This is a genomic window from Kineococcus sp. DHX-1 (assembly GCF_042473625.1).
Lineage (GTDB): Bacteria > Actinomycetota > Actinomycetes > Actinomycetales > Kineococcaceae > Kineococcus.
Genome location: NZ_CP170445.1, coordinates 3,249,306 through 3,273,442, shown reverse-complemented (window position 1 = coordinate 3,273,442; position 24,137 = coordinate 3,249,306). Strand labels below are relative to the sequence as shown.

The 24,137-nt window shown below is 73.1% G+C and carries 23 protein-coding genes; 12 read left to right on the top strand and 11 right to left on the bottom strand.

The window, feature by feature from the left end:
- The first annotated feature begins 121 nt into the window (after positions 1 to 121).
- From ACFEMC_RS15690 to ACFEMC_RS15675, 4 genes are all read left to right on the top strand, one after another.
- The gene (locus tag ACFEMC_RS15690; protein ID WP_380170503.1) at positions 122 to 1,732 is read left to right on the top strand and encodes an HNH endonuclease signature motif containing protein; all 1,611 of its coding nucleotides are present in this window, start codon (positions 122 to 124) and stop codon (positions 1,730 to 1,732) included.
- Positions 1,733 to 1,782: 50 nt separating this feature from the next.
- Entirely contained in the window at positions 1,783 to 2,109 is a 327-nt protein-coding gene (locus ACFEMC_RS15685) for a putative quinol monooxygenase (protein WP_380170502.1), read from the top strand.
- Between the two features lie 115 nt (positions 2,110 to 2,224).
- The gene (locus tag ACFEMC_RS15680) at positions 2,225 to 4,057 is read left to right on the top strand and encodes a phosphoenolpyruvate carboxykinase (GTP) (protein ID WP_380170501.1); all 1,833 of its coding nucleotides are present in this window, start codon (positions 2,225 to 2,227) and stop codon (positions 4,055 to 4,057) included.
- Between the two features lie 10 nt (positions 4,058 to 4,067).
- Positions 4,068 to 5,534 carry a glyceraldehyde-3-phosphate dehydrogenase gene (locus ACFEMC_RS15675; RefSeq protein WP_380170500.1) on the top strand — a complete coding sequence of 489 codons (1,467 nt, stop codon included), beginning with the start codon at positions 4,068 to 4,070 and terminating at the stop codon, positions 5,532 to 5,534.
- On the opposite strand, the gene ACFEMC_RS15670 is transcribed toward ACFEMC_RS15675, so the two are convergent.
- The 4 genes from ACFEMC_RS15670 to ACFEMC_RS15655 are packed head-to-tail and all read right to left on the bottom strand — an operon-like array spanning position 5,501 to position 9,100.
- Positions 5,501 to 6,088: a DJ-1/PfpI family protein gene (locus tag ACFEMC_RS15670; protein ID WP_380176817.1), complete on the bottom strand. Its 588-nt coding sequence runs from the start codon at positions 6,086 to 6,088 to the stop codon at positions 5,501 to 5,503. The genes ACFEMC_RS15675 and ACFEMC_RS15670 overlap by 34 nt on opposite strands.
- A 19-nt stretch (positions 6,089 to 6,107) precedes the next feature.
- Positions 6,108 to 6,884, bottom strand: a complete 777-nt coding sequence (locus tag ACFEMC_RS15665) for an HpcH/HpaI aldolase/citrate lyase family protein (protein ID WP_380170499.1) — start codon at positions 6,882 to 6,884, stop codon at positions 6,108 to 6,110.
- Positions 6,869 to 7,654: a 2-oxo-hept-4-ene-1,7-dioate hydratase gene (hpaH, locus tag ACFEMC_RS15660; RefSeq protein ID WP_380170498.1), complete on the bottom strand. Its 786-nt coding sequence runs from the start codon at positions 7,652 to 7,654 to the stop codon at positions 6,869 to 6,871. Before hpaH ends, ACFEMC_RS15665 begins: the two co-directional genes overlap by 16 nt.
- A gap of 3 nt (positions 7,655 to 7,657) precedes the next feature.
- Positions 7,658 to 9,100 carry a fumarylacetoacetate hydrolase family protein gene (locus ACFEMC_RS15655; RefSeq protein ID WP_380170497.1) on the bottom strand — a complete coding sequence of 481 codons (1,443 nt, stop codon included), beginning with the start codon at positions 9,098 to 9,100 and terminating at the stop codon, positions 7,658 to 7,660.
- 108 nt (positions 9,101 to 9,208) lie between these two features.
- Between ACFEMC_RS15655 and ACFEMC_RS15650 the strand changes: the two genes are divergently transcribed.
- The 6 genes from ACFEMC_RS15650 (at position 9,209) to ACFEMC_RS15625 (ending at position 15,388) form a co-directional block, all read left to right on the top strand.
- The gene (locus ACFEMC_RS15650) at positions 9,209 to 9,988 is read left to right on the top strand and encodes a GntR family transcriptional regulator (protein ID WP_380170496.1); all 780 of its coding nucleotides are present in this window, start codon (positions 9,209 to 9,211) and stop codon (positions 9,986 to 9,988) included.
- Positions 9,985 to 11,481: a 5-carboxymethyl-2-hydroxymuconate semialdehyde dehydrogenase gene (gene hpaE / locus ACFEMC_RS15645; RefSeq protein ID WP_380170495.1), complete on the top strand. Its 1,497-nt coding sequence runs from the start codon at positions 9,985 to 9,987 to the stop codon at positions 11,479 to 11,481. Before ACFEMC_RS15650 ends, hpaE begins: the two co-directional genes overlap by 4 nt.
- A gap of 15 nt (positions 11,482 to 11,496) precedes the next feature.
- Positions 11,497 to 12,567 carry a 3,4-dihydroxyphenylacetate 2,3-dioxygenase gene (hpaD, locus tag ACFEMC_RS15640; protein ID WP_380170494.1) on the top strand — a complete coding sequence of 357 codons (1,071 nt, stop codon included), beginning with the start codon at positions 11,497 to 11,499 and terminating at the stop codon, positions 12,565 to 12,567.
- Positions 12,564 to 13,526: a LysR family transcriptional regulator gene (locus ACFEMC_RS15635; protein WP_380170493.1), complete on the top strand. Its 963-nt coding sequence runs from the start codon at positions 12,564 to 12,566 to the stop codon at positions 13,524 to 13,526. Before hpaD ends, ACFEMC_RS15635 begins: the two co-directional genes overlap by 4 nt.
- Complete coding sequence (locus tag ACFEMC_RS15630) at positions 13,523 to 14,968, top strand: aldehyde dehydrogenase family protein (RefSeq protein ID WP_380170492.1); 1,446 nt, start codon at positions 13,523 to 13,525, stop codon at positions 14,966 to 14,968. The genes ACFEMC_RS15635 and ACFEMC_RS15630 overlap by 4 nt, the downstream gene beginning before the upstream one ends.
- Before the next feature lie 300 nt (positions 14,969 to 15,268).
- The gene (locus ACFEMC_RS15625) at positions 15,269 to 15,388 is read left to right on the top strand and encodes a hypothetical protein (RefSeq protein ID WP_380170491.1); all 120 of its coding nucleotides are present in this window, start codon (positions 15,269 to 15,271) and stop codon (positions 15,386 to 15,388) included.
- Here ACFEMC_RS15625 and ACFEMC_RS15620 read toward each other — a convergent pair.
- The 7 genes from ACFEMC_RS15620 to ACFEMC_RS15590 form a co-directional block, all read right to left on the bottom strand.
- Positions 15,372 to 17,234, bottom strand: a complete 1,863-nt coding sequence (locus ACFEMC_RS15620; RefSeq protein WP_380170490.1) for an FAD-dependent monooxygenase — start codon at positions 17,232 to 17,234, stop codon at positions 15,372 to 15,374. The genes ACFEMC_RS15625 and ACFEMC_RS15620 overlap by 17 nt on opposite strands.
- Before the next feature lie 105 nt (positions 17,235 to 17,339).
- On the bottom strand, positions 17,340 to 17,711 hold the full coding sequence (pcaC, locus tag ACFEMC_RS15615; protein WP_380176815.1) for a 4-carboxymuconolactone decarboxylase: 372 nt from the start codon (positions 17,709 to 17,711) through the stop codon (positions 17,340 to 17,342).
- A gap of 20 nt (positions 17,712 to 17,731) precedes the next feature.
- Positions 17,732 to 18,481, bottom strand: a complete 750-nt coding sequence (locus tag ACFEMC_RS15610) for an alpha/beta fold hydrolase (RefSeq protein WP_380170489.1) — start codon at positions 18,479 to 18,481, stop codon at positions 17,732 to 17,734.
- On the bottom strand, positions 18,478 to 19,455 hold the full coding sequence (locus ACFEMC_RS15605) for a lyase family protein (protein WP_380170488.1): 978 nt from the start codon (positions 19,453 to 19,455) through the stop codon (positions 18,478 to 18,480). The genes ACFEMC_RS15610 and ACFEMC_RS15605 overlap by 4 nt, the downstream gene beginning before the upstream one ends.
- 7 nt (positions 19,456 to 19,462) lie before the next feature.
- A complete protein-coding gene (gene pcaG / locus ACFEMC_RS15600; protein ID WP_380170487.1) occupies positions 19,463 to 20,017 on the bottom strand; it encodes a protocatechuate 3,4-dioxygenase subunit alpha in 555 nt (184 codons plus the stop codon).
- Positions 20,014 to 20,799 carry a protocatechuate 3,4-dioxygenase subunit beta gene (pcaH, locus tag ACFEMC_RS15595; RefSeq protein WP_380170486.1) on the bottom strand — a complete coding sequence of 262 codons (786 nt, stop codon included), beginning with the start codon at positions 20,797 to 20,799 and terminating at the stop codon, positions 20,014 to 20,016. The genes pcaG and pcaH overlap by 4 nt, the downstream gene beginning before the upstream one ends.
- On the bottom strand, positions 20,784 to 21,995 hold the full coding sequence (locus ACFEMC_RS15590) for a 4-hydroxybenzoate 3-monooxygenase (RefSeq protein ID WP_380170485.1): 1,212 nt from the start codon (positions 21,993 to 21,995) through the stop codon (positions 20,784 to 20,786). Before ACFEMC_RS15590 ends, pcaH begins: the two co-directional genes overlap by 16 nt.
- Positions 21,996 to 22,065: 70 nt before the next feature.
- Here ACFEMC_RS15590 and ACFEMC_RS15585 point away from each other — a divergent pair, with 70 nt between their 5' ends.
- Positions 22,066 to 22,815 carry an IclR family transcriptional regulator gene (locus tag ACFEMC_RS15585; protein ID WP_380170484.1) on the top strand — a complete coding sequence of 250 codons (750 nt, stop codon included), beginning with the start codon at positions 22,066 to 22,068 and terminating at the stop codon, positions 22,813 to 22,815.
- A gap of 125 nt (positions 22,816 to 22,940) precedes the next feature.
- Entirely contained in the window at positions 22,941 to 24,137 is a 1,197-nt protein-coding gene (locus ACFEMC_RS15580; RefSeq protein ID WP_380170483.1) for an ABC transporter substrate-binding protein, read from the top strand.

Here is a 24,137-nt window from a genome sequence, read left to right as displayed (position 1 = left end):
CTGCTGGTTGCTCCTCGAGGCGCTCCAGGAAACACCCGCGGAGTCGGCTCAACCCGCGGGAGTCGTTGCAGCACAGTATGTTTGCCTTGTTCGAACCGATCCTGGATGGTAGGATCAGGGCATGACGACGACGGTCCAGGAGTACGCGGGGCACCCCGCGCACTCCATGCCGCCGACCCGTTTCCCCCTCGACGCCGACGGTTTCACCGACGTCGACGTCGACGCCCACCTCGCCGCCTTGCGCCGCGCCGCCGACCAAGCCCACGCCGCCGAACTGCTCGGCCTGGCCGACCTCATCACCCAACTCAGCACCCACCCCCACCCCGACCAGGCCGGGGAACTCATCGAACGAGGCGAGCAGGTCTTCCTGCGCCTGCGCGGGCACGACTTCGCCCCCTGGAACCCGCTGCGCGCCGCCGTCGAAGTCGTCGCCCTGCACCACTCCCGCAGCTGCGGTGTCCCCATCGAGTCGGCCCTCACCCACGTGTGGACCGCCCACACCGCCGGCACCGCCGAACGCCCCGTCTGGGAAGCCGTCGCCGCCGGACAGGTCACCGCCCGCCAAGCCCGCACCGTCCTGGCCCAGTCCCGCCGCCTGGCCGCCCACACCGCAACCCTCACCGCAACCCTCACCGCAACCCTCACCGCAACCCTCACCGCAACCCTCACCGCAACCCTCACCGCAACCCTCACCGCAACCCTCACCGCAACCCTCACCGCCGACGCCGACACCACGAACGCGAACGGGGCGATCACCGAAGGACCGGCCCTGCTGGACGGTGAGGCTCTCACTGCGGCGCTCGACGCGTTCCACACCACCGCCCTGGCCTGGGCCCGCGACGGCAAGGTCGGCTCCGCCCTGCACGGCCGCTGCTTCCGGCTGCTGGAACGGATGACCCCCCACCACGAACGCGTCGTCCACCACACCCGCCACCCCGGACGCGAAGCAGTCCTGACCGACTGCGAGGACGGCGCCACCGCCCACCTGTCCCTGAAGCTCCCCCTGGGCCTGGGACGGCGGTTGATGACGTCCGCCACCGCCTGCGCCGACGCCACCACCGACCACACCACGGCCCACGGCGTCCACGACACCCGCGACCACGCCACCAGGGTCAACGACGCCCTCGTCGACGTCCTGCGCGACGGCCTCACCCGGTGGACCCCCGCCGTCTCCGACACCGCCCACCAGCGCCCGGCCGATCAGGACCACCCCGTCACCACCGGGCGCAGTCACCGGCCCGCCACCAGCGTCCACGTCCTCCTGCGCATCGACGCGACCACCCTGGTCGGCACCGACGGCCACGACGGCGGGGACCTTCCCGAGACCTCAGCGTGTGTCGACGGCCTCGGACCGGTGAGCATCGAGACCGCGCGGGAACTGGCCGCCGACCCCGACGCCACCTGGCGCAAGGTGATCGTCGCCCCCGGCACGCGGGACGTCATCGACGTCGCCGCCGACGTCTACCGCCCCTCCGCCGCCCTGCGCCGGATCATCGTCGCCCGCGACCAGACCTGCCGCGGGCCGGGATGCGTGCGCCCGGCCGCCGACTGCGACCAGGACCACATCGTGCCCTGGCCCGACGGCCCCACCACCGCCGAGAACCTCCAAGCCCTGTGCCGGACGCACCACCGGTTCAAGACCCAGTTCGTGTGGGAGCACGTCGACGACCGCGCCCGGCGGGTCGTGGCGCTGCGCGCTGCCCGCGAGGCCGACGACCCACCACCGTTCTGACCGGCGGGCGTCGGCGGGTCGCCCGAGCCTGCCCGCACTACTCTCGCCGCATGATCCTGATCGTGGTGAAGTGGCCCGTGAAGCCCGAGCTGTCCGACCGCTGGCCCGAGCTCGTCCGCGAGTTCACCGACGCCGTCCGCGCCGAGCCGGGGAACCTCTTCTTCGACTGGTCCCGCAGCGTCGAGGACCCCAACCTCTGGACCCTCGTCGAGGGCTTCCGGGACGACGAGGCCGGGAAGACGCACGTCGCGTCCGACCACTTCCAGAAGGCGATCTCCGAGATGCCCGACCACGTCGCCGCCCAGCCGCAGATCATCTACGTCGAGGCGCCGGACGTCGCGGGCTTCGGTCCCATGGGCGAGGTGCAGCCCCGCTGACGCGATTGCACCGACGGTGAAGAACGGCCCATCTTTCGGGCGTTGAGGCCTTCTGAGGGGTGCTCGCTTCCCGGATCGTGGGGTCGACGACGACCCACGATCCGGGAGACGAGCCTTGACGACGCAGCTGGACGCGCCCCTCACCACACGGTCCGACGTGAACCCCCAGGTCCTGTCCTGGGTGCAGGACCTCGCGAGGCTCACGCAGCCGGACGCGGTGGTCTGGTGCGACGGGTCGCAGGAGGAGTTCGACCGGCTCACGACGCAGATGGTCGATTCGGGGACCCTGGTCCGGCTGAACGAGGACCTGCGACCCGGTTCCTTCCTGGCCCGCTCGACGACGACCGACGTCGCCCGCGTCGAGTCGCGGACGTTCATCGCCTCGCAGGAGGAGCGGGACGCCGGCCCCACGAACAACTGGCGCGAGCCCACCGCCCTGCGCGCGGAACTCGACGAGGCCTTCACGGGCTCCATGCGCGGCCGGACGATGTACGTGGTGCCGTTCTCGATGGGCCCGGTCGGCGGCCCGATCTCCCAGCTCGGCGTGCAGGTCACCGACTCCCCGTACGCGGTGGTCTCGATGCGGATCATGACGCACATGGGGGTCGAGGCGCTGACCGCGATCACCCCCGGTGCGGCGTGGGTGCCCGCGGTGCACTCCGTCGGGTACCCGTTGGTGGACGACCGAGGGGTCGTCCGGGACGACGTCCACTGGCCCTGCAACGACCTCAAGTACGTCGCCCACTTCCCCGAGACCCGGGAGATCTGGTCCTACGGTTCCGGGTACGGCGGCAACGCGCTGCTGGGCAAGAAGTGCTTCGCCCTGCGCATCGCCTCCGCGATGGCGCGGGAGGAGGGGTGGCTGGCCGAGCACATGCTGCTCATCAAGGTCACGGACCCCGAGCAGCGGCAGTTCCACCTGGCGGCGGCCTTTCCCTCGGCGTGCGGGAAGACCAACCTCGCCATGCTGCGTCCCACCGTCCCGGGCTGGACGGTGGAGACGATCGGTGACGACATCGCCTGGATGCGCCCCGACGCGGACGGCCGGCTGCGGGCCATCAACCCCGAGGCGGGGTTCTTCGGCGTGGCGCCCGGGACGGGGTGGTCGACGAACCCGACGGCCATGGAGATGCTGCGCGAGAACGTCATCTTCACGAACGTGGCCCTCACCGACGACGGGGACGTGTGGTGGGAGGGGATGACCGAGGAGGTTCCCGAGCACCTCGTGGACTGGCGGGGACAGGACTGGACCCCCGCCTCGGGCACGCCCGCGGCGCACCCCAACGCGAGGTTCACCGTCTCCGCGTCCCAATGCCCGTCCCTGGCCGACGACGCCGACGACCCCGCGGGGGTCGTGGTCGACGCGGTGCTGTTCGGCGGCCGCCGGCGCACGAACGTGCCGCTGGTCCTCCAGGCCGAGGACTGGCGCGCCGGTGTGTTCCTCGGCGCCTCGATCTCCAGCGAGCTGACCGCCGCGGCCGAGGGGACCGTCGGCGAACTGCGCCACGACCCCTTCGCGATGCTGCCCTTCGCCGGGTACGACATGGCGGACTACTTCGGCCACTGGCTCGGCATGGGCGGGAAGCTCTCCCGGACGCCCGCCGTGTTCGGCGTGAACTGGTTCCGCCGCGGGGACGACGGCCGGTTCCTCTGGCCCGGGTTCGGCGAGAACTCCCGCGTCGTGGAGTGGATCTGCCGGCGCGTGGCCGGATCGGTCGACGCGGTGCGGACGCCCGTCGGACTCGTCCCGGCCCCCGGTGACCTCGACGTCACGGGCCTCGACGTCCCCGCCGAGGACCTCGCCGAACTGTTCGCGATCGACCGCGCGGCCTGGACGGCCGAGCTCGACGAGCTCGAGGCGTACTTCGCCCGCTTCGGGGACACGCTCCCCGCCCCCCTCTCGCAGCGCCTCGCGCAGCTGCGTTCCGACCTGACCGCCGCGCACTGAGGAGACCCGCATGACCGACCACACCCAGCCCACCGACGACCTCGGCTGGTCCCTCAAGCTCGGCCTGGCCGAAGCGATGGTGCCGCTCATCGGCCGTCTGCACCGCGACCACGGGGTGACGGCCACGGTCCACGGCCGCAGCCTCGTCGGCAAGTCCGTCGTCGACCTCATCAAGGCGCACCGCTTCGCCCGCCGCGTCGACGACGTCGAGCTGAGTCTGGAGGGCAGCCTCGAACTCCTGCAGGTCCTCTGCCGCCTGCCGCTGGCCCCGGCCGTCATCGACCTCGCCCGGCTCACCGGCGTGGGGGACGAGGCCGCGGTCCGGGAACTGCTCGCCCCGCTGGCGGAGCAGCAGGCCCCCGCGGGACGACGCGACGTCGTCCTCTACGGGTTCGGCCGCATCGGTCGCCTCCTCGCCCGCATCCTCGTCGAGCAGGGCCAGGACCCGTGGGGTCTGCGGTTGCGTGCCGTGGTCGTCCGCCGCGGCGGGGCCAACGACCTGGTCAAGCGGGCCAGCCTGCTGCGCCGCGACTCCGTCCACGGCGCCTTCGCCGGCACCATCACGGTGGACGAGGAGAACGACCGGATCCACGCCAACGGCACCACGATCCAGGTCGTCTACTCCGACGACCCGGCCACCGTCGACTACGCCGCCCACGGCATCCACGACGCGCTCGTCATCGACAACACCGGCCGCTGGCGCGACGCCGAGGGGTTGTCGCAGCACCTGCGCAGCGAGGGGGTCGGACGGGTGCTGCTCACCGCGCCGGGCAAGGGCTCGGTGAAGAACGTCGTCCACGGCCTCAACCAGGACACGCTGACGGAGTCCGACCGCATCGCTTCGGCGGCGTCGTGCACGACCAACGCGATCGCCCCCGTCCTGAAGGTCGTCAACGACCGCTACGGGATCCTCCGGGGCCACGTCGAGACGGTGCACTCGTTCACCAACGACCAGAACCTCATCGACAACTTCCACAAGGGCGACCGTCGCGGACGGTCCGCGGTGCTCAACATGGTGCTCACCGAGACGGGCGCGGCGAAGGCCGTGGCGAAGGCGCTGCCCGAGCTGGAGGGCAAGCTCACCGGGAACTCCATCCGGGTACCCACCCCCGACGTGTCCCTCGCCGTGCTGCACCTGACCCTGCGCGAGCCCGTCGAGAAGGCCGACCTCAACGAGTACCTGCGGCAGGTCTCGCTCGACTCCCCGTGGCAGGACCAGATCGACTACACCGACTCCCCGGAGGTCGTCTCGACCGACTTCACCGGGACCCGCAAGACGGGGGTCGTCGACGCGCTGGCGACCATCACCGCGGGGGACACCGTCGTCCTCTACGTCTGGTACGACAACGAACGCGGCTACTGCGAGCAGGTCCTGCGGGTGGCCCGGACGTTCCAGGGACTGGACCGGCAGGTGTTCCCGCCGGTGGCGTCGGAGCTCGTGACTCAGACGGGTGGCTCCGGGTCGTACTGGACGTGACGCCGCACCTGGCGGGCCCGGTCCACCGAGGCGAGCCGGGCCACCAGGTGCAGGGCCATGTCGATGCCGGCCGAGACGCCCGCCGACGTCACGACGTCGCCGTCGTCGACGAAGCGGTCGTCCGGCCGGACCTCGACCGTGGCGTCCAGTTCGGCCAGCAGGTCCAGCGACCCCCAGTGCGTCGTCGCCGGCCGGCCCGCCAGCAGTCCGGCGGCGGCGTAGACGAGGGCGCCGGTGCAGACGCTCGTCATGAGCGGCACCGACCGTCGCTGGGCGCGCACCCAGTCCAGGTGCGCCTCGTCGCGCAGCTGCGGCCGGGTGCCGCGGCCGCCGGGGTGCAGCAGCACGTCGAACGCGGGGGCGTCGGCGAAGGAGTGGGCCGCGGTGAACTGCAGGCCCTTCGCGGCGGTGACGAGGCCGCCGTCGCGCGACAGGGTCGTCACCTCCCAGCCGTCCTCACCGAACTGCTGGGTCCAGCAGGCCAGCACGTCCCACGGCCCGACGGCGTCGAGTTCCTCCACGCCGTCGAAGAGCACGATCCCGATCCGCCGCACGTCGCTGTCCGCCACGGGGTCATCCTGGGGGAGGGAGGAACTCCGCCGCCAGTCGTTCCGAACCCCGGGCGAGCAGGACGACGTCCGCGCCGACGAGGAGGAACCGGGCCCCGGCCTCGACGTACCGGTGCGCGAGCGCGGGGTCGAACGCGTTGACCCCGGCCGGCCGGCCCGCGGCGCGGACCTCGACCAGCGTGGACTCGACGGCGGCCACGACGTCCGGGTGGTCCTGCTGACCCAGCAGCCCCATGGACGCGGCGAGGTCGGCGGGGCCGACGAGGACACCGTCGATCCCGGGTGTCGCGGCGATGGCCCGGGCGTTCCGCACCCCGTCCGGCGTCTCGACCTGCACGAGGACCGACACGTGGTCGGCGGCGTTCCGGAGGTAGCCCTCGACCCGGTTCCACCGCGCGGACCGGGCCAGCGCGCTGCCCACCCCGCGCCGGCCCAGCGGTGGGTAGCGGGTGGCGGCCGCGACGTCCGCGGCCTGCTCCGGGGTGGAGACCATCGGGACGAGCACCGTGCGCGCGCCCAGGTCCAGGACCTGCTTGAGCAGCACCTCGTCGGCCGCCGCGACGCGCACGACGGGGACGACGGGGTACCCGGAGACGGCGTGCAGCTGGGCCAGCACGGACTCCAGCCCGTTCGGCGCGTGCTCCATGTCGACGAGCACGAAGTCCAGCCCGGACCCCGCCATGATCTCGGCCGCGACGGGGGAACCGGAGCAGATCCACCCGCCGAACAGGGGCCGGTCGGCGGCCCGCAGGGCGTCGCAGAGCGTCAGCGGAAGCGGCACGAGATCGTCCCCAGTCGTCCGTAGTCGGCCAGCACGGTGTCGCCGGGTTCGATCCACACCGGCCGGGTGAAGGACCCGGCGAGCACGACGTCACCCGCGGCGAGGCCGTCGTCGTGCTGCGCGAGCTTGCGGGCCAGCCAGGCCACCCCGGTCGCGGGGTGGTTCAGGACGGCGGCCGCGACGCCCGTCTCCTCGATGGTCTCGTTGCGGTACAGCAGGGCCGAGACCCAGCGCAGGTCCACGGCGTCGGGGGCGACGGGGTTCCCGCCGAGCACCATGCCACCCATGGCGGCGTTGTCGCTGATGGTGTCGACGATGGTGCGTCCGGCCTTCTCCAGCCGCGAGGAGAGGATCTCCAGCGCCGGGACCACGTACTCGGTGGCGCGCAGGACGTCGAACACGCTCGTGTGCGCTCCGGCGAGGGGTTCGCGCAGGACGAACGCGAGTTCGACCTCGATGCGCACGTTGGAGAACCGGGCGTGCTCGACGACGCTGCCGTTCTCGAACACCATGTCGTCGAACACCGCGCCGTAGTCGGGTTCGGTGATGCCGGTGGCCTGCTGCATCACCTTCGACGTCAGCCCGATCTTGCGGCCGACGAGCCGGCGGCCCGCGGCGACCTGCCGGCGGCGCCACTCGTTCTGGACCGCGTAGGAGTCCTCCACCGTCATGCCGGGGTGGCGGGCGGTGAGCAGGGGGACTGTCGTCCGGTCGCGTTCGGCGGCGGCGAGTTCGTCGGCGATGGCGGTGACGGTCTCGGGGGACAGCACGGCTCAGGCCTCCTGCTCGTAGCGGGCACGCCAGTGGGCGTTCATCGGGAACAGTCCGTCGACGGGGTTCCCGGCGGCGACCTGCCCGGCGATCCAGGCGTCCTCGGCCTCCTGGGCCAGCGCGGCCGCGACCACCTCCTCGACGAGGGCGCGGGGGACGACGACGACCCCGTCGCCGTCCCCGACGACGACGTCACCGGGCTGCACCGTCGTCCCGCCGCAGGCGATGGTGACGTCGGTGTCCCACGGGACGTGCTTGCGGCCCAGGACGGCGGGGTGGGGGCCGCGGGAGTACACGGGAATGCCCACGGCGGTCACGGCGGCGTGGTCGCGGACACCGCCGTCGGTGACGACGCCCGCGGCGCCCCGGACGTGGGCGCGGATCGCGAGGATGTCGCCGAGGGTTCCCGAGCCGGTCTCCCCGCGCGCCTCGATGACGATCACCTCGCCCTCGCCGACCGTGTCGAACAGCCGCTTCTGCGCGTTGAGACCCCCGCCGTGGGAGGCGAAGAGGTCGGTGCGGTGGGGGACGAAGCGCAGCGTGCGGGCCAGCCCGACGAGCTTGCGGTCCGGGTGGTTCGGCCGCACGCCGTCGACCGTCACGTCGTCGAGGCCCCGCTTGCGCAGCTGGGCCGAGAGCGCCGCGGTCGGAACCCGTTCGAGGTCCGCCCGCAGGGCGGGGGACAGGCCGCGCGCCGGCAGTCCGGCGGCCTCGCGCGATCCCCAGGCCTCCTCGCGCTGGAGGTCGTCGACGGCGGGGACGGACCCCAGCCCGGGGTCGAACCCGTGCTCGCCCTGGACGACCGCCGTGCGCAACCGGCCTGTCGCGGGGCCGTCCGGCACGTCCACCTCGACCTCGACGACGTCCCCCGGCACGACGACCCCCGCGCCCGCCGGAGTTCCCGTGAGGACCACGTCGCCGGTCTCGAGCGTGAGGTGCTGGGAGAGGTCGGCGACGATCTGCGCGAGCGGGAACAGCAGCCCGGCCGTCGTGTCCTCCTGGACGAGCTCGCCGTTGACCCAGGTGCGGACCCGCAGGGCCGCGGGGTCCAGGCCCTGCGCGGGCAGGACCGCGGGCCCGAGCGGGGTGAACCCGTCGCCGCCCTTGGAGCGGACGTTCGAGCCCTTGTCGTTGCCGCGCAGGTCGTACAGCCCCAGGTCGTTCGCCGCGGTGACGCCGGCGACGTGGTCCCAGGCGCGGTCCGCGCCCACCCGGCGGGCGGGTTCGCCGATGACGAGGGCGATCTCGCCCTCGAACCCGAGGAGTTCGGTGCCGAGCGGTCGTTCCACGGTGCCGCCGGTGGCCGCCACCGAGCTGGACGGTTTGAGGAAGTAGGACGGGTGCGCCGGCCGCCGGCCGCGCTGGGCGGCGCGGGAGGCGTAGGCGAGGTGGACGGCGAGGACCTTCCCCGGCCGGTGGGGGAGCGGTCCGGGCGAGGACGGCATCTGCGCACTCCTTCGTGGGTCGAGTGGTCCGACCGTCGGGGTGGCGGTCGCCTGCGTCAAGCGCACCCGGGCGAGGTGCCTCCTCGGCGACGGCGAGGAAGCGCGTCCTTGCGCACCGCCGAGCAGGACACCTACCGTATCGCCGAAGATATACGATCCAGAGTGAGCGTCGAGGAGGACGTCGTGCCGGGTCCGGAGGCGGGTGTCGCCACGTCCAAGGTGGAGCTCGCCTACGAGCTCGTCCGCGAACGCATCGTGTCGGGCGCCTACACGCCCGGGTACCGGCTCGTGCTCGGGTCGCTCGCCCGGGAACTCGGCTCCTCCCCGGTGCCGGTGCGCGAAGCCGTGCGACGCCTGGAGGCCGAGGGGCTCGTGGAGTTCGAGCGGCACGTCGGCGCCACGGTCCGGGGGCTCGATCCCGTCGAGTACCGCTGGACGATGGAGACGCTGGCTGTCGTCGAGGGGGCCGCGGTGGGCCAGGCCCTGCCGCTGCTGACGGCCGACGACCTCGCGGAGGCGAGGCGGCTCAACGACCTCCTGCGCGCCGAGCTCGCCGGCTTCGAGCGCGGGGAACCCGACACCCAGCTGTTCAGCCAGCTCAACCAGCGCCTGCACCGCACCCTGGCCGGCCGCTGCCCCAACCCCCACCTGCTCGAGCTCGTGGACCGGGGCTGGCACCGCCTCAGCACGCTGCGGACCAGCGTGTTCTCCCTGGTCCCCGACCGCACGCACCAGTCGGTGGCCGAGCACGACGCCCTGCTCGACCTCATCGCCTCCGGCGCCCCCGCCGCCGAGGTGGAGACCGCGGCCCGGGAGCACCGCGCGGCGACGCTGCGCGCCGTGCTCGCCCACGAGGCCGCCGCCCGCAACCCCGAGGAGACCCGATGACCACCCGCCACGTGCCGGACGGCCTGCCCACCCACCTGCAGCACTTCATCGACGGCGAGCTGCGCGACTCGGCCGACGGGACCACGTTCGACGTCCTCGACCCCGTGTCGAACACGACCTACGCCACGGCCGCCGCCGGCGGGGCCGCCGACGTCGACGCGGCGGTCCGGGCCGCGCGCCGCGCGTTCGACGCCGGCACGTGGTCCGAACGGCCCGCCCGCGGCCGGGCCCGCGTGCTGAACGCGATCGCCGACCTCGTCGAGGCCTCGGACACGCGGCTCGCCGAGCTGGAGACCTTCGACACGGGGCTGCCCATCACCCAGGCCCTGGGGCAGGCGCAGCGCGCGGCGGAGAACTTCCGCTTCTTCGCCGACCTCGTCGTGGCGCAGTCCGACGACGCCTACAAGGTGCCCGGCAGGCAGGTGAACTACGTCAACCGCAAACCCGTCGGCGTGGCCGGGCTCATCACGCCGTGGAACACGCCGTTCATGCTGGAGAGCTGGAAGCTGGCCCCCTCCATCGCCTCGGGCTGCAGCGTCGTCCTCAAACCCGCCGAGTTCACCCCGCTGTCGGCGAGCCTGTGGGCGCAGATCTTCTCCGAGGCCGGGTTGCCGCAGGGGGTGTTCAACCTCGTCAACGGCATCGGCGAGGACGCCGGGGACGCGCTCGTCAAGCACCCCGGCACCCAGCTCATCTCCTTCACGGGGGAGACGACGACGGGGCAGCTGATCTTCCGCAACTCCGCGACGCAGCTGAAGGGGTTGTCGATGGAGCTCGGCGGGAAGTCCCCGGCTGTGGTGTTCGCCGACGCCGACCTCGAGGCGGCCCTGGACTCGACGCTGTTCGGCGTCTTCTCGCTCAACGGGGAGCGGTGCACCGCGGGGTCGCGCATCCTGGTGCAGCGCAGCATCTACGACGAGTTCGTCGAACGGTACGCGGCCCGGGCGCGGAACATCGTCGTCGGGGACCCGCACGACCCGCGGACCGAGGTCGGCGCCCTGGTGCACCCCGAGCACTACGAACGGGTGCTGGGGTACGTCGAGGTCGGCAAGACCGAGGGTCGCCTCGTCGCCGGCGGTGGGCGACCCGACCACCTGCCCGTCGGGAACTACCTCGCACCCACGGTCTTCGCCGACGTCCCCTCGACCGCGCGGATCTTCCAGGAGGAGATCTTCGGGCCCGTCGTGGCCATCACGCCGTTCGAGGACGAGGCCGACGCCGTGCGGCTGGCCAACGACGTCACGTACGGCCTCGCGGGGTACGTCTGGACGTCCGACCTCACCCGTGGGCACCGCGTCGCCCACGCGATCGAGGCCGGCATGGTGTGGCTGAACTCCCACAACGTCCGCGACCTGCGCAGCCCCTTCGGCGGGGTCAAGGCCTCCGGCCTCGGCCACGAAGGCGGGTACCGCTCGCTGGACTTCTACTCCGAGCAGCAAGCCGTCCACATCACGCTGGGCGACGTCCACACCGCGCGCTTCGGCGCCCACTGAACCCCGGAGCCCGACATGAGCGACACGACACCCGACCTGCCGACCCCGCCCGACGTCATCCGCTGCGCCTACGCCGAGCTCGTCGTCACCGACCTGGAGAGGTCGAAGTGGTTCTACACCGAACTGCTCGGTCTCGTCGTGACCCACGAGACCAAGGACGCCCTGTACCTGCGGGCCTTCGAGGAGTACCTGCACCACAGCCTCGTCGTGCGGCAGGGACCCGTCGCGGCCGCGGCCAAGTTCGCCTACCGCGTGCGGACCCCGCAGGACCTCGACCTGGCCGAGGCGTACCACCGCGCGCTCGGCGTCGAGGTCCGCCGGGTGCCCGCCGGGACCACCCGGGGCATCGGCGAGGCCGTCCAGGTCGTCGACCCCCTGGGGTTCCCCGTCGAGTTCTTCCACGAGGCCGAGCACGTCGAGCGGTTCCACCAGCGCTACGACCTCCACGGGGCGGGAGCCATCTCCCGGCTCGACCACTTCAACGTCGTCACCCCCGACGTGCCGGCCGCGCGCGCCTACTACGAGGGCCTGGGGTTCAAGGTGTCCGAGGACATCGAGGACGACGAGGGCACCGTCTACGCCGCCTGGATGTACCGCAAACCCACCGTCCACGACGTCGCCCTCACCGGCGGCGACGGCCCGCGCATGCACCACATCGCCTTCGCCACCCACGAGCGCAGCCAGATCCTGCACCTGTGCGACCACCTCGGGGCCGTGCGGCGCTCGGACCAGATCGAGCGCGGCCCCGGCCGGCACGGGGTCTCCAACGCGTTCTACCTCTACCTGCTGGACCCGGACGGGCACCGCATCGAGATCTACACCCACGACTACTACACGGGGGACCCGGACAACCCGGTCATCACGTGGGACGTGCACGACAACCAGCGCCGCGACTGGTGGGGCAACCCCGTCGTCCCGTCCTGGTACGCCAACGCGTCCACCGTCCTCGACCTCGACGGCACGCCCCGCCCGGTCGTCGAACGCACCGACGACCGCGAGTCCGACGTCACCATCGGGGCCGACGGGTTCTCCTACACCCGCAAGGACGACGAGGCGGTCGGCTTCAAGGTGGGGCACCAGGTGTGAAGACCGTCCGGCAGGCGCCGGCCTGGTCCCTGCGCCAACTCCTCTACTTCGTCACCGTGGCCGAGACGGGGACGATCACCGGTGCCGCCGAGCAGCTGGTGATCTCCCCGTCCGCCGTGGCCGCGGCGGTGGAGAAGCTGGAGCACGCCCTGGGGGTCCAGCTCTGCGTCCGCCGGAAGGCGCACGGCATCACGCTCACCGCGGCGGGACAGGACCTGCTCCACCGCTCGCGCGCCCTGCTGGAGGAGGCCGAGGAAGTCGCCGAGGTGGGGGGTGGCGCGGGGGAGTCCCTCGGCGGCAACCTCACGATCGGCTGCTACCACACGCTGGGACCGACCTGCCTGCCGCCGCTGCTGTCCGCGTTCACCGCCGACCACCCACGGGTCCGCACGACGTTCACCGAGGCCGACCAGGACAGCCTGCAGGACGGTCTCGACCGCGGCGAGATCGACGTGGCCGTCCTGTACGACATGCAGCTGCGCGACGGTGTGGCGAGCCTGGAACTGTTCCGCACCCGCCCGTACGTCCTGCTGCCGGCCGGGCACCCGCTCGCCTCCGGCGTCGAGGTCCGGTTGCGCGACCTCGCGGCCGAACCCTTCGTGCTGCTGGACTCACCGCCGAGTTCGCAGGACACGTTCTCGGTGTTCCGTCAGGTCGGGATCGAACCCCAGGTCAGGTTCCGCGCCGGCGGCCTGGAGACCGTGCGCGCCCTCGTCGGCCGCGGGCTGGGGTGGAGCCTGCTCGTGCAGCGCCCGTGGTCGGACCGGACCTACGAGGGCCGGGAGGTCGTCGCGCGCGAGATCGCCGACGGCGTTCCCGAGGTGCGCGTCCTCCTGGCCTGGTCCCGGCGCACCCCCCTGACACGGACCGCACGCGCCTTCGCCCGCAGCGCCCCCACCGCCCTCACCCCCAGTCCCACTCCGTCCCAGCAGTCGACGACGACCGAGGAGAACCGATGAGCACCCAGACCGACACCGTCACCACCGAGAACGACCTGCTGGCCCGGGTCACCGTCGCCGAGGGAACGGAGATCCACGAACCCGCGACGGGAGACCTGCTCGGCCGCGCGCCCGAGCACACCACCCACGACCTCGAGCGCGTCGTCGCGGCGGCCACCGCGGCGCAACCCGGCTGGGCCGGGCTCGGGCACGCCGAGCGCAGCGCGGTCCTGCTGCGGATCGCCGACCGCATCGAGGCGGCCGCCGAACCGCTCGCCCGCCTGCTCGCCCGCGAGCAGGGCAAGCCCCTCAACGGGCCGAACGCCCGGTTCGAGGTCGGCGCCTGCTCGGCCTGGTTGCGCGCGACGGCGGCCACCGTGCTCGAGGAGGAGGTCGTGGTCGACGACGGCTCGCAGGTGTCCGTCATGACGTACCGGCCCCTGGGCCTGGTGGCGGCGGTCGGGCCGTGGAACTGGCCCCTGATGATCACCGTCTGGCAGGTCGCGCCGGCGCTGCGGATGGGCAACGCCGTCGTGGTGAAGCCGTCGGAGAAGACGCCGCTGAGCGTGCTCGCGCTCGTCTCCCTCATGGCCGAGGAACTGCCGGACGGCGTCCTGGGGGCGCTGTCGGGGGGCCGTGAGCTGGGGGCGTCGCTCGTCGCGCACCCGGCCGTGCGCAAGGTGATGTTCACCGGGTCCACGGCCGCGGGCCGCAAGATCGTCGAGGCGTCGGGGGCGAACCTCGCCCGGCTCACGCTGGAGCTCGGGGGCAACGACGCGGGCATCGTCCTGCCCGACGCCGACCCGCGGGCCATCGCCCAGGACGTGTTCTGGGGCGCCTTCATCAACACCGGCCAGACCTGCGCCGCCCTCAAGCGGCTCTACGTCCACGAGTCGATCCACGACGAGGTCGTCGCGGCGCTGGCCGACGTCGCGAAGGCGACGCCGTTGGGGCGCAGCCTGGACGAGGAGAGCGTGCTCGGGCCGGTGCAGAACTCCATGCAGTTCGACGTCGTCTCCGGCCTCGTCGAGGACGCCAAGCAGCGCGGCGGGACCGTCGTCACCGGGGGTTCGCCGCTGAGCGACCTGGGCCCGCTGTTCTACCCGGTCACGCTCGTCACCGGGCTGCACGACGGCGACCCGCTCGTGGACCAGGAGCAGTTCGGGCCGGCGCTGCCCATCGTCTCCTACTCCGACGTCGAGGACGCCATCGCCAGCGCCAACCGGCTCGACGTCGGCCTCGGGGCGTCGGTCTGGTCCTCCGACACCGCCCGGGCCCAGGAGGTGGCCGACCGCGTGGAGGCCGGGACGGTCTGGATCAACTCCCACGGCGGGGTGCACCCGATGGCCCCGTTCGGCGGGGTCAAGGGGTCCGGGTACGGCGTCGAGTTCGGCGTCGAGGGTCTCAAGGCCCTCGGGGTGCCCAAGGTCGTGACGCGCCCGGCTGCGCCGGTTCGGTCCTGACTCGGCGCCTGCTGGACGCGGGCCGCTCCGTCCTGCTGCGGGAGGCCGGTCCGCCGAAGACGAACCCGGCCATCCCCGACCCGCGCGGCTCGGGGAGCTCTGGCACTCCGCGGTCGACCGGAACCACTCCACGGTGGCACGAGCGGGTGCGGCGGGCCTGCGGTTGCACCTGCCCGGGGTCGGGCGCAACCTCCACGACGGTCCGGCCGGCGCCTTCACGGTGCACGGCGGGCCCGTCACGCCGCGCAGCCGGGGGTCCGTGCGGCTCACGAGCGCCGGCCCGACGGCGGCGTCGCCGGGTTGCACGTCGCCGACGCGTCGGTGGTCCCCACCATCCCCGCGGGGAACACCACCGCGCCGGCGGTCCTGGTCGCCGAGAAGGCCGCCCGCGCGCTGACCGCCGTCAGCCTCGCGGGCTGAACACCCCGTCGAAGAACGCGGGCAGTCCGGTCCGATCGGTCAGCGGCACCACGGCCGCCACGTACTGGTCGGGCCGGACGACCACGACGCACCCGGCGGGGTCGATCCCGCGCTCGGCGAACACGTCCTCCTCCGGGTGCAGGGCGTACACCTTCTCGTAGTCCCTCAGGCCGAACGGCCCGGTGCGCGGCAGGAAGACCGCCGGGACCGTGCCGAGGTCCACCTCGGGGTGCGGGACGGGGTGCACGACCTTGACGTCGAAGAGTGCGTCGAGGTCCTCGTCCGGCCGGGTGTGGGCGACGACGGGGGAGGCCGGGTCGTCCGTCAGCCACTGCGCCCACGCGCTGAGTTCCGCACCCGGCGCCCCGTCGGCGAAGGCGTACAGCCGCCAGCGGCCGTCGGCGCGGGCGTGGTGGCCCAGGTGGACGGGGTTCCCGTCGGCGACCCGGCTGACGCGGGGGGACCTGAACCGCTTGCCCACCGTGAACTCCTTCGCGAGGTCCTGGTGCGCGTCCCCGGCGACGACCTGCGAGGCAGGGTAGTGCGTGCGGAACCCGGCCGGGAACTCGGCGGTGGCCGTGTAGAACTCGCCGAGCGCGCCGGGGTCGTCGAACTCCTCGGGTTTGCGCGCCATGAGGGTCGACCACTCGCGGTCGAAGTCGATGAGGTTCTGCGCGATGACCTGCCGCTCGGCCGAGTACGTGCGCAGCAACGACTCCGGGCTACGCCCGGACAGGACGTGGGCGAGCTTCCAGCCGAGGTTGAACGCGTCCTGCATCGAGACGTTCATGCCCTGACCGGCCTTGGCGCTGTGCGTGTGGCAGGCGTCGCCCGCGATGAAGACGCGGGGGTCGCGGTCCGCGCCGGCCGGGACGTCGTCGAACCGGTCGGTGAGCCGGTGCCCCACCTCGTACACGCTGTACCAGGCGACGTCCTTCACGTCGAGGGTGTACGGGTGCAGGATCTCGTTGGCCTTCGCGATCGCCGTCTCGACCGTCGTGGCGCGGACGGCGCCGGCGTCGTCCGCGGCGGTCTCCCCGAGGTCGACGTACATGCGGAACAGGTGCCCGCCCTCGCGGGGGATGTGCAGGATGCTGCCCGCCCGGGACTGGATCGCGCACTTGGTGCGGATGTCGGGGAAGTCGGTGACCGCCAGGGCGTCCACGACCGCCCAGGCGTGCAGCGCGGCCCCGCCGGCGAGCGACAGCCCGATGGAGCGGCGGACACCGCTGCGGGCCCCGTCGCAGCCCACGACGTACCGCGCGTGCACGGTGCGTTCGGTGCCGGACGCCTCGCGCAGCCGGACCTCGACGGGGTGGTCCCGGCCGTCCTCGTGGACGGTGAGGTCGAGGAAGTCGTGGCCGAAGTCCGGTTCCATCCGGCTCGGGGAGTTCTGCATGAACTCGGTGAAGTGGTCCAGGACGCGGGCCTGGTTGACGATCAGGTGCGGGAACTCGCTGATGCCGTGCGGGTCGTCGACCGCTCGCGAGGTCCGCACGATGGAGGCGGGGTCGGCCGGGTCCGGCGCCCAGAAGCACATCTCGGTGATCCGGTAGGCCTCCTCGGTGATCGCACCCGCGAAGCCGAACGCCTGGAACGTCTCGACGCTGCGGGCCTGGATGCCGTCGGCCTGCCCGATGGCCAGGCGGCCCTCGCGGCGGTCCACGAGGCGGGTGGTGATGCCCGGGAAGACCGAGAGCTGCGCAGCGAGCAGGACCCCGGCGGGCCCGGCGCCGACGACGAGCACGTCGACCTCGTCGGGCAGTTCGGGGTCCCAGGTGGTGCCGCTGGGAGCCGGGGCGACGCGCGGGTCGCCCGAGACGTACCCGTGGTGGTGGAACTGCATGGGGAGCCTCCCGGACGACGGTGTCACCGGCGACGCTAGGTTTCGCGTTCGCGGGTGGTCAACCACCGTCGCCCGAGGTGGAACCTCGGGTTCGCCGAGGTGGGCTCAGCCCTCCGGCGAGCCCAGGTCCTCGCCCAGCTCCGTCAGCACTCCGGAGGCGATGCGGAAGGCGTTGTTCGCGTCCGGCACCCCGCAGTACACGGCGGAGGCGAGGATCGTCTCGCCGATCTCGGCGACCGTGACGCCGTTGCGCCGGGCGGCGCGCACGTGCAGGGCGAACTCCTCGTGGTGCCCGCGGGCGATGAGGGCCGTGAGGGTGATGAGGGAGCGGGTGCGCCGGTCCAGCCCGGGCCGCGTCCACACCGCACCCCAGGCGTTCTCGGTGATGTAGCGCTGGAAGTCGGCGGTGAAGCCGGTCGTGGCGGCCACGGCCCGGTCGACGTGCTCGTCGCCGAGCACCTCGCGCCGCACGACCATCCCCGCGTCGTGTTCCTCGGTCACTGCGCCACCTCTCGTGCCAGGTCCCGGACGATCCGGGCGACCTCCTGCGGCGCCTCGGCCGGGGCCTGGTGCGCCACGTCCTCCAGGACCACGAGGCGCCCGTCGCGCACCCCGTCGGCGATCTCGCGCAGCGCCTCCGGCGGGCAGACGGCGTCGTGGGCGCCGGCGACCGCGACGACGGGGCGCTGGACCTCGGCGAGGCGGTCGCGGACGTCGAACCGCGCCAGCGCGCCGCAGACCGCGGTGTAGCCCTCGGTGCCCGTGTCCCGCAACGCGTGCAGCAGCGCGGCACCGACCGAGGGACTCCGCTCGAGGAACCCCGGGGCGAACCAGCGCTCCGCCGTCGCGCTCACCAGGGAGGCGGTGCCCGAGGCGCGCACCTGGGCGGCGCGGTCGGCCCACGACTGCGCCGTCCCGATGCGGGCGCCCGTGCAGCACAGCACGGCGCCCAGCACGCGGTCGGGGTGGTCCAGGAGGAGTTGCAACCCGACCTGCCCACCCACAGAGTCGCCCGCGTAGAGGAACGGCCCGTCGTGCCGTTCGGCGACGGCGTCCACGACCCGCTGGGCGAGGTCGGCGATGGTCAGGTCGTCGGGGGCGGGCCGGCGGTCGGCGCCGTGGCCGGGCAGGTCCCAGGCGACGACGTCGAACTCGTCGGCGAGAAGGTCGACGACGGGGCCCCAGCAGGTGGCGGCGGTGGTCCCGAGCGAGGGGCCGAGGACCAGGACGGGGCGGTCGGGGGTCACGGGGTTCCTCCGCGGAGTCGTTGCGCCGCGGCGAGGTTCGCCGCGGCCCGGTCGGGGTGGACGGTCAGGCCCGCCAGCAGGTCGGCGGTCTGCCCGGTCGCCACGACCGTCCGGCGGGCCAGCAGCCGCAGGGTGTCCCACTCGGCGTGCCAGGCCCCGTCGGCGCGCTCGTCGACCTGGTCGGCCGCGGCCGCGTGCAGCGTGGCGGCCAACGGCGGGGTGACGAGCGCGGTGGAGCGGATCAGGACCGACAGCACGGGGTTCGCCTTGTGCGGCATGGAGGACGACCCGCCGCCCGTACCTTCGGACAGTTCCCCGACCTCGGGCCTGGACAGGGTGAGCACGTCCCGCGCGACGTGCCCGCAGGCGTCGGTCGTCGCGACGAGAGCGTCACCGGCGCGCGTCACCGGCCGTCGGGTCGTGTGCCAGGACGGCGCGTCGGACAGGCCCAGCCGTGCGGCCAGGTCGCGGCGGTCGGGCAGCACCCCGACGGGCCCGCCGGCCTGCACGGGGTACGTCAGCGCGGCGAGGTCGGCGTCGGCCTCGCGCAGTCCCGTGCGCCACGCGGCGAAGCGGTGGGACAGCGGGACGGGCAGCGCCCACTGCGTCAGGGTGCGGGCCGTGACCTCGTGGTGGCCGTGGGCGGCGTCGAGCCGGTCGAGGGCGCCGAGGGCGTCCGCGAGGTGGGTGCGGACCCGGCCCACGGCGTCCCGGAGCATCAGGACGAGCGCGGTGTCCACGACGTCCTGGCTCGTCAGCCCGGTGTGCACCTCGACGCCGGGGTTGGCCCGGCGCAGGGCCTGGACCAGGGGGATGAGCGGGTTGCCGCCCGCCTCGACGTCGAGCTCCCCGTCCGGCGCGGTCAGCTCCGTCCCGGCCCACGCGGACTCCACCGCGACCATCGCCGCGGTGAAGGCCGCGTCGGAGAACACCGCCCCGGCCCGGTGGTCACCGGGCCGGAAGAGTTCGCTCACGGGTGGCTCACGCGGGGGTTTCCCCCGGAGCGACGAGGAAGACGGTCTCCTCGGGACCCTGCAGGTGCACGTCGAAACGGTAGCCGTCGGGGTCGGCCGTCGCGACGAGGGTGCGGGCCCGGGGGCCGGCCGCGGTGAGCAGCGGGTCCGTCGCGCCGTCGGCGAGGGGGAGGTACGCGCGGGTGCTCAGGCGGTGCAGCAGCCCGCGAGCGAAGACCGTGACGGCGAAGAACGGGAGCCCGCCGTCCACCGCGCCGGGCGTGAGGGTGGTGAAGGAGTAGTGGCCCGCCCCGTCGGTGGCGCAGCGGCCGAACCCCGTGAACGTCCAGCCGTCGCGGTGCAGGGACCCCGGGCGCCGGACGACGGCACCGTCGGGGTCGGCCTGCCAGACCTCCAGCAGCGCGTCGGAGACGGGGACACCTCCGCCGTCGACGACGGTGCCGTGCAACCGGACGGCTCCGGGGGTGCCGCGCGGCACGAGCTCGGAGTCGCCGGGGTAGGGCATGGCGTAGTGGAAGAACGGGCCCACGGTCTGGCCCGGGGTCGGCGCGAGGCGGGTCATTCGTCGTCCTCCTCCCCCAGGGGCGTGCGGTGGGCCCCGGTGAGGACGATGTCCCACCGGTAGCCCGTCGCCCACTCGTGCGTGGTGACGTCGTGGTCGTAGGTGGCGACGAGGCGTTCGCGCGCCGCCGGGTCGAGGATCGACTGGTAGATCGGGTCCAGCGCGAACAGCGGGTCGCCCGGGAAGTACATCTGGGTCACGAGGCGCTGGGTGAAGTCGGTGCCGAACAGCGAGAAGTGGATGTGCGCCGGGCGCCAGGCGTTGTGGTGGTTCTTCCAGGGGTACGGCCCGGGTTTCACCGTCGTGAACCGGTAGACGCCGTCCGCGTCGGTCAGCGTCCGGCCCATCCCCGTGAAGTTCGGGTCCAGGGGCGCAGGGTGCTGGTCGCGCTGGTGGACGTAGCGCCCGCCCGCGTTCGCCTGCCACACCTCCACCAGCTGGTGGCGCACGGGCCGGCCGTCGCCGTCGAGGACGCGTCCGGTGACGACCATGCGCTCGCCGAGCGGTTCACCGCCGCGCTGGATCGTCAGGTCGGCCTCGAGCGGGTCGACGTCGCGCTGCCCGAAGGCGGGGGCGAACAGTTCCACGCCCTCGGGGTCGACCTGGAACAGGTCCTTCGTCGGGTGCCGCAGCAGCGTCGAGCGGTAGGGCGGGTAGTCGCGACGGGGCTGGAACTCCGGCTCGCGGGTCGTGGCCCACTTCGCAGCGGTGTCCTCGATCTCGGCCGAGAGCTCGGCCTGGCTCTCCAGGCCCGTCGCCGGCCCGGTCATCGTGTCGGCCATCCGGTGTAACCCTCCGCGAGGTAGGTGGACCCGGCCTCGGAGGAGACCAGGGAGTGCAGTTCCCCGAGCTGGCGGAGGTCGTCGAAACCCTCGGTGCCGGGGCTGCGGTGGAGCATCGTCGTCATCCAGTAGCTGAAGTGCTGGGCCTTCCACACCCGGGCCAGGGCGCGGTCGGTGTACTCGTCGAGCAGGTCGAGGTCGTCCTTGGCCAGGGCGTCCGTGAGGACCTCGGCGAGCACCCGCACGTCGGCCAGGGCGAGGTTCAGACCCTTGGCCCCGGTCGGGGGGACGGTGTGCGCGGCGTCGCCGGCCAGGACGAGGCGGCCGTGCCGCATCGGGGTCTGGACGAAGCTGCGGAACGGCAGGACCGACCGGCTGATGACGGGACCCTCGACGAGTTCGAACCCGTCGCGTCCGGCGAGCCGGCCCTGCAGCTCGTCCCAGATCCGGGCGTCGGACCAGTCGCCCACCTCCTCGGCCGGATCGCACTGGAAGTACATGCGCTGCACCGACTCGGTGCGCTGGCTGATGAGCGCGAACCCCGTCTCGGAACGGTTGTAGATGAGTTCGGGGGAACTCTTGGGTGCCTCGCACAGGATGCCGAACCAGGCGAAGGGGTACTCCCGGAACCACCGCTGGTGGCCGGCCACCAGGTCGCGGCAGACGCTGCGGGACCCGTCGGCGCCGACGACGACCTCGGCCTGCACCTCGTGGCGGGACCCGTCGGCCGCGGTGAAGAGCACCCGGGGCGATCCGGTGACGTCGTGCACCCCGACGTCGGAGACGCCGTAGTGCAGGTTCCCGCCGTCGCGGGTGCGGGCGCGGTGCAGGTCGGTGAACACCTCGGTCTGCGGGTAGAGCCAGACGGAGTTCCCGACGAGCCGCTCGAAGTCGAGGTGGTGGGACGCGCCGTCGAAGCGCAGGAAGATGCCGCCGTGGCGGTCGCCCTCGGTGAGGACGCGCTGGGGTCCGTCGCCGTAGACGCCGGTCTCGGTGAGCAGGCGCACGCTGTCGGTCTCCAGGATGCCCGCGCGGTGGGTCGTCTCGATCTCGTGGACCGTCCGGTGGTCCACGACCACCGTGTCGATCCCCGCGCGGTGCAGCAGGTGGGAGGCCATGAGGCCCGCGGGGCCACCCCCGACGACCGCGACCCTCGTGCGGTGGGTCGTGACGGGGGCGTGGGACGGCGTCGTCATGGGGCGAGGCTAGGGCCGGTACGGGTGAGGGGCCAGGGCGCCGTGCCACTGAGTGGAATAGCCTGGTGGCGTGGCCGGCCGTTCCGCTCCCGGCGCCTCTCTCGTGGACCGCGCCCTCGACGTGCTCGGCGCCTTCGAGCCCGAGCACCGCGTCCTGCGCCTGGCCGACCTCGCGGCGCGCAGCGGGCTCACGCCGTCCACGACGCTGCGCATCGTGCGCCGGCTGCAGGCCAGGGGTTTCGTCGCCCGGCGCGCGGACGGTTCCTACGTGGTGGGGCGCCGGACGTGGGACCTGGGGCTGCTGGCGCCGGTGCAGACCGACCTGCGCGACGTCGCCGCGCCGTTCCTGCAGGACCTGCAGGCGGCGACGCGGGCCACGGTGCACCTCGCCGAGCGCGACGGCGACCGGGTCCTCTACCTCGACCGGCTGCAGGGGTCGGCGTCGGTGCCCGTCGTGAGCCGCGTCGGCGGGCGGCTGCCCCTGCACACCACGGGGGTGGGCAAGGTCCTGCTGGCGCACGCCCCCGCGGACGTCGTGGCGCACGTCCTCGCCGGGCTGGACCGCGTGACGCCGTACAGCATCACCTCGCCCGCGGTGCTGCAGCGTCAGCTCGCCCAGGTCCGCCGGGAGGGCTTCGCCAGCACGAGCGGGGAGATGGACGTGGGCAATGCCTCCGTCGCCGTGCCCGTGCGGGGAGCCGACGGGCAGGTCGTCGCGGCCCTCGGCCTCGTGGTCGCCACCCTCGGCCGCGACCGGCAGCGGCTCGTGGCTGCGCTCACGGTGGCGGCGGCAGGCATCGGGCGCGCCCTGCGCGGGTGAGAACTCGCGGAACTGCTTGACGGCTCCACCGGACGGCCCTACGTTCTCGGCAAGAACATTGATGTTCTCATCGATTGTCGAGCTCAACGGAGTTCGTCCCCTCGCCGCCGGAGCGTGAACCCGCCATGCCCACCAGGTCCCGCCGTCTGCTCACAGCCGTCCTCGCCACGACCCTGGCCGTGGGGCTCGCCTCCGCGTGTTCCTCCGGATCCGGAGGGGGTGGTCGGAACTCGGACCCGATCGAACTCGGCGCCATCGCGACGCTGTCCGGTCCGGCGACGTTCCCCGAGTCCACGGCGGCCGCCAAGGCCTACTTCGACAAGGTCAACGCCGCGGGCGGCATCGGCGGACGCACGATCGAGTACACCGTCGTGGACGACGCCGGTGACGGGGGACGGGCCGCGCAGGCCGCCCGTCAGCTCGTCGACAAGGACGGCGTCGTCGCCCTCGTCGGGTCCGCCAGCGTGCCCGACTGCGCCGTCAACGCCGAGTTCTACGCACGGTCGGGGATCGCGTCGGTCCCCGGCGCGGGTGTCCTGCCGCAGTGCTTCGCCTCGCCCAACATCGCGCCGACCAACACCGGGTTGTTCGCCGGGCTCGGCGTGAGCCTCGTCCACGCCGTGCAGGACCTGGGCAAGAAGGCGCCGTGCGTCCTCTCCGGCGAGGACGTGCAGGCCGGTGTCGCGCCGGTGCTGCAGTCCTTCACGCAGCAGACCGGGGTGCAGGTCACCCTGGCCCAGCAGTACCCCACGGACACCTCGAACTGGCAGTCCTACCTGCTGCGGGCGCAGCAGGCGGGCTGCGACGTCTTCGTCCCCGCGGTCGCCGGCCCGCAGCTGGTGGCGCTGGAGAAGCAGATCACCCAGCTGGGACTGCGCGGGTCGATGACGTTCATGGAACTCGCCAGCGCCTACAACACGCAGGTCGCCGCCGCGATCCAGCCCGGCGCCGACGGTCTGGTCGTGAACTCCGAGTTCCTCCCGTTCACCGGCTCGGGGGCCTCCGATCCCGCGCTGGCCGACTACGTCTCGACGATGGAGGGGGCCGGGGTCGACCTGAACTCCTTCGGGCAGGGGGGCTACGTGAGCGCGGCCGTGCTCGTCGAGGTCCTCAAGGGCATCAAGGGCGACATCACGGCCGAGAGCGTCCTGCAAGCGCTGCGGGACATGAAGCCCTACGAGACGCCGCTCATGGGGAACTCCTACGTCTTCGGCACCGGGAAGACCCACCAGCCCAACGTCTCCAGCCGCTTCGTCGAGCTGCGCGGAACCGACTGGGAGCCGACGACCACGGAGTGGACGACCCTGAAGAGCGGGAGCTGA

What these genes read in the sequence shown, in the direction of transcription:
- ACFEMC_RS15690 (WP_380170503.1), top strand. Translation starts at nt 122, where the DNA reads ATGACGACGACGGTCCAGGAGTACGCGGGGCACCCCGCGCACTCCATG.
- ACFEMC_RS15685 (WP_380170502.1), top strand. Translation starts at nt 1,783, where the DNA reads ATGATCCTGATCGTGGTGAAGTGGCCCGTGAAGCCCGAGCTGTCCGAC.
- ACFEMC_RS15675 (WP_380170500.1), top strand. Translation starts at nt 4,068, where the DNA reads ATGACCGACCACACCCAGCCCACCGACGACCTCGGCTGGTCCCTCAAG.
- ACFEMC_RS15655 (WP_380170497.1), bottom strand. Translation starts at nt 9,100, where the DNA reads ATGCCGTCCTCGCCCGGACCGCTCCCCCACCGGCCGGGGAAGGTCCTC.
- hpaE (WP_380170495.1), top strand. Translation starts at nt 9,985, where the DNA reads ATGACCACCCGCCACGTGCCGGACGGCCTGCCCACCCACCTGCAGCAC.
- hpaD (WP_380170494.1), top strand. Translation starts at nt 11,497, where the DNA reads ATGAGCGACACGACACCCGACCTGCCGACCCCGCCCGACGTCATCCGC.
- ACFEMC_RS15630 (WP_380170492.1), top strand. Translation starts at nt 13,523, where the DNA reads ATGAGCACCCAGACCGACACCGTCACCACCGAGAACGACCTGCTGGCC.
- ACFEMC_RS15620 (WP_380170490.1), bottom strand. Translation starts at nt 17,234, where the DNA reads ATGCAGTTCCACCACCACGGGTACGTCTCGGGCGACCCGCGCGTCGCC.
- pcaC (WP_380176815.1), bottom strand. Translation starts at nt 17,711, where the DNA reads ATGGTCGTGCGGCGCGAGGTGCTCGGCGACGAGCACGTCGACCGGGCC.
- pcaG (WP_380170487.1), bottom strand. Translation starts at nt 20,017, where the DNA reads ATGACCCGCCTCGCGCCGACCCCGGGCCAGACCGTGGGCCCGTTCTTC.
- pcaH (WP_380170486.1), bottom strand. Translation starts at nt 20,799, where the DNA reads ATGGCCGACACGATGACCGGGCCGGCGACGGGCCTGGAGAGCCAGGCC.
- ACFEMC_RS15590 (WP_380170485.1), bottom strand. Translation starts at nt 21,995, where the DNA reads ATGACGACGCCGTCCCACGCCCCCGTCACGACCCACCGCACGAGGGTC.
- ACFEMC_RS15580 (WP_380170483.1), top strand. Translation starts at nt 22,941, where the DNA reads ATGCCCACCAGGTCCCGCCGTCTGCTCACAGCCGTCCTCGCCACGACC.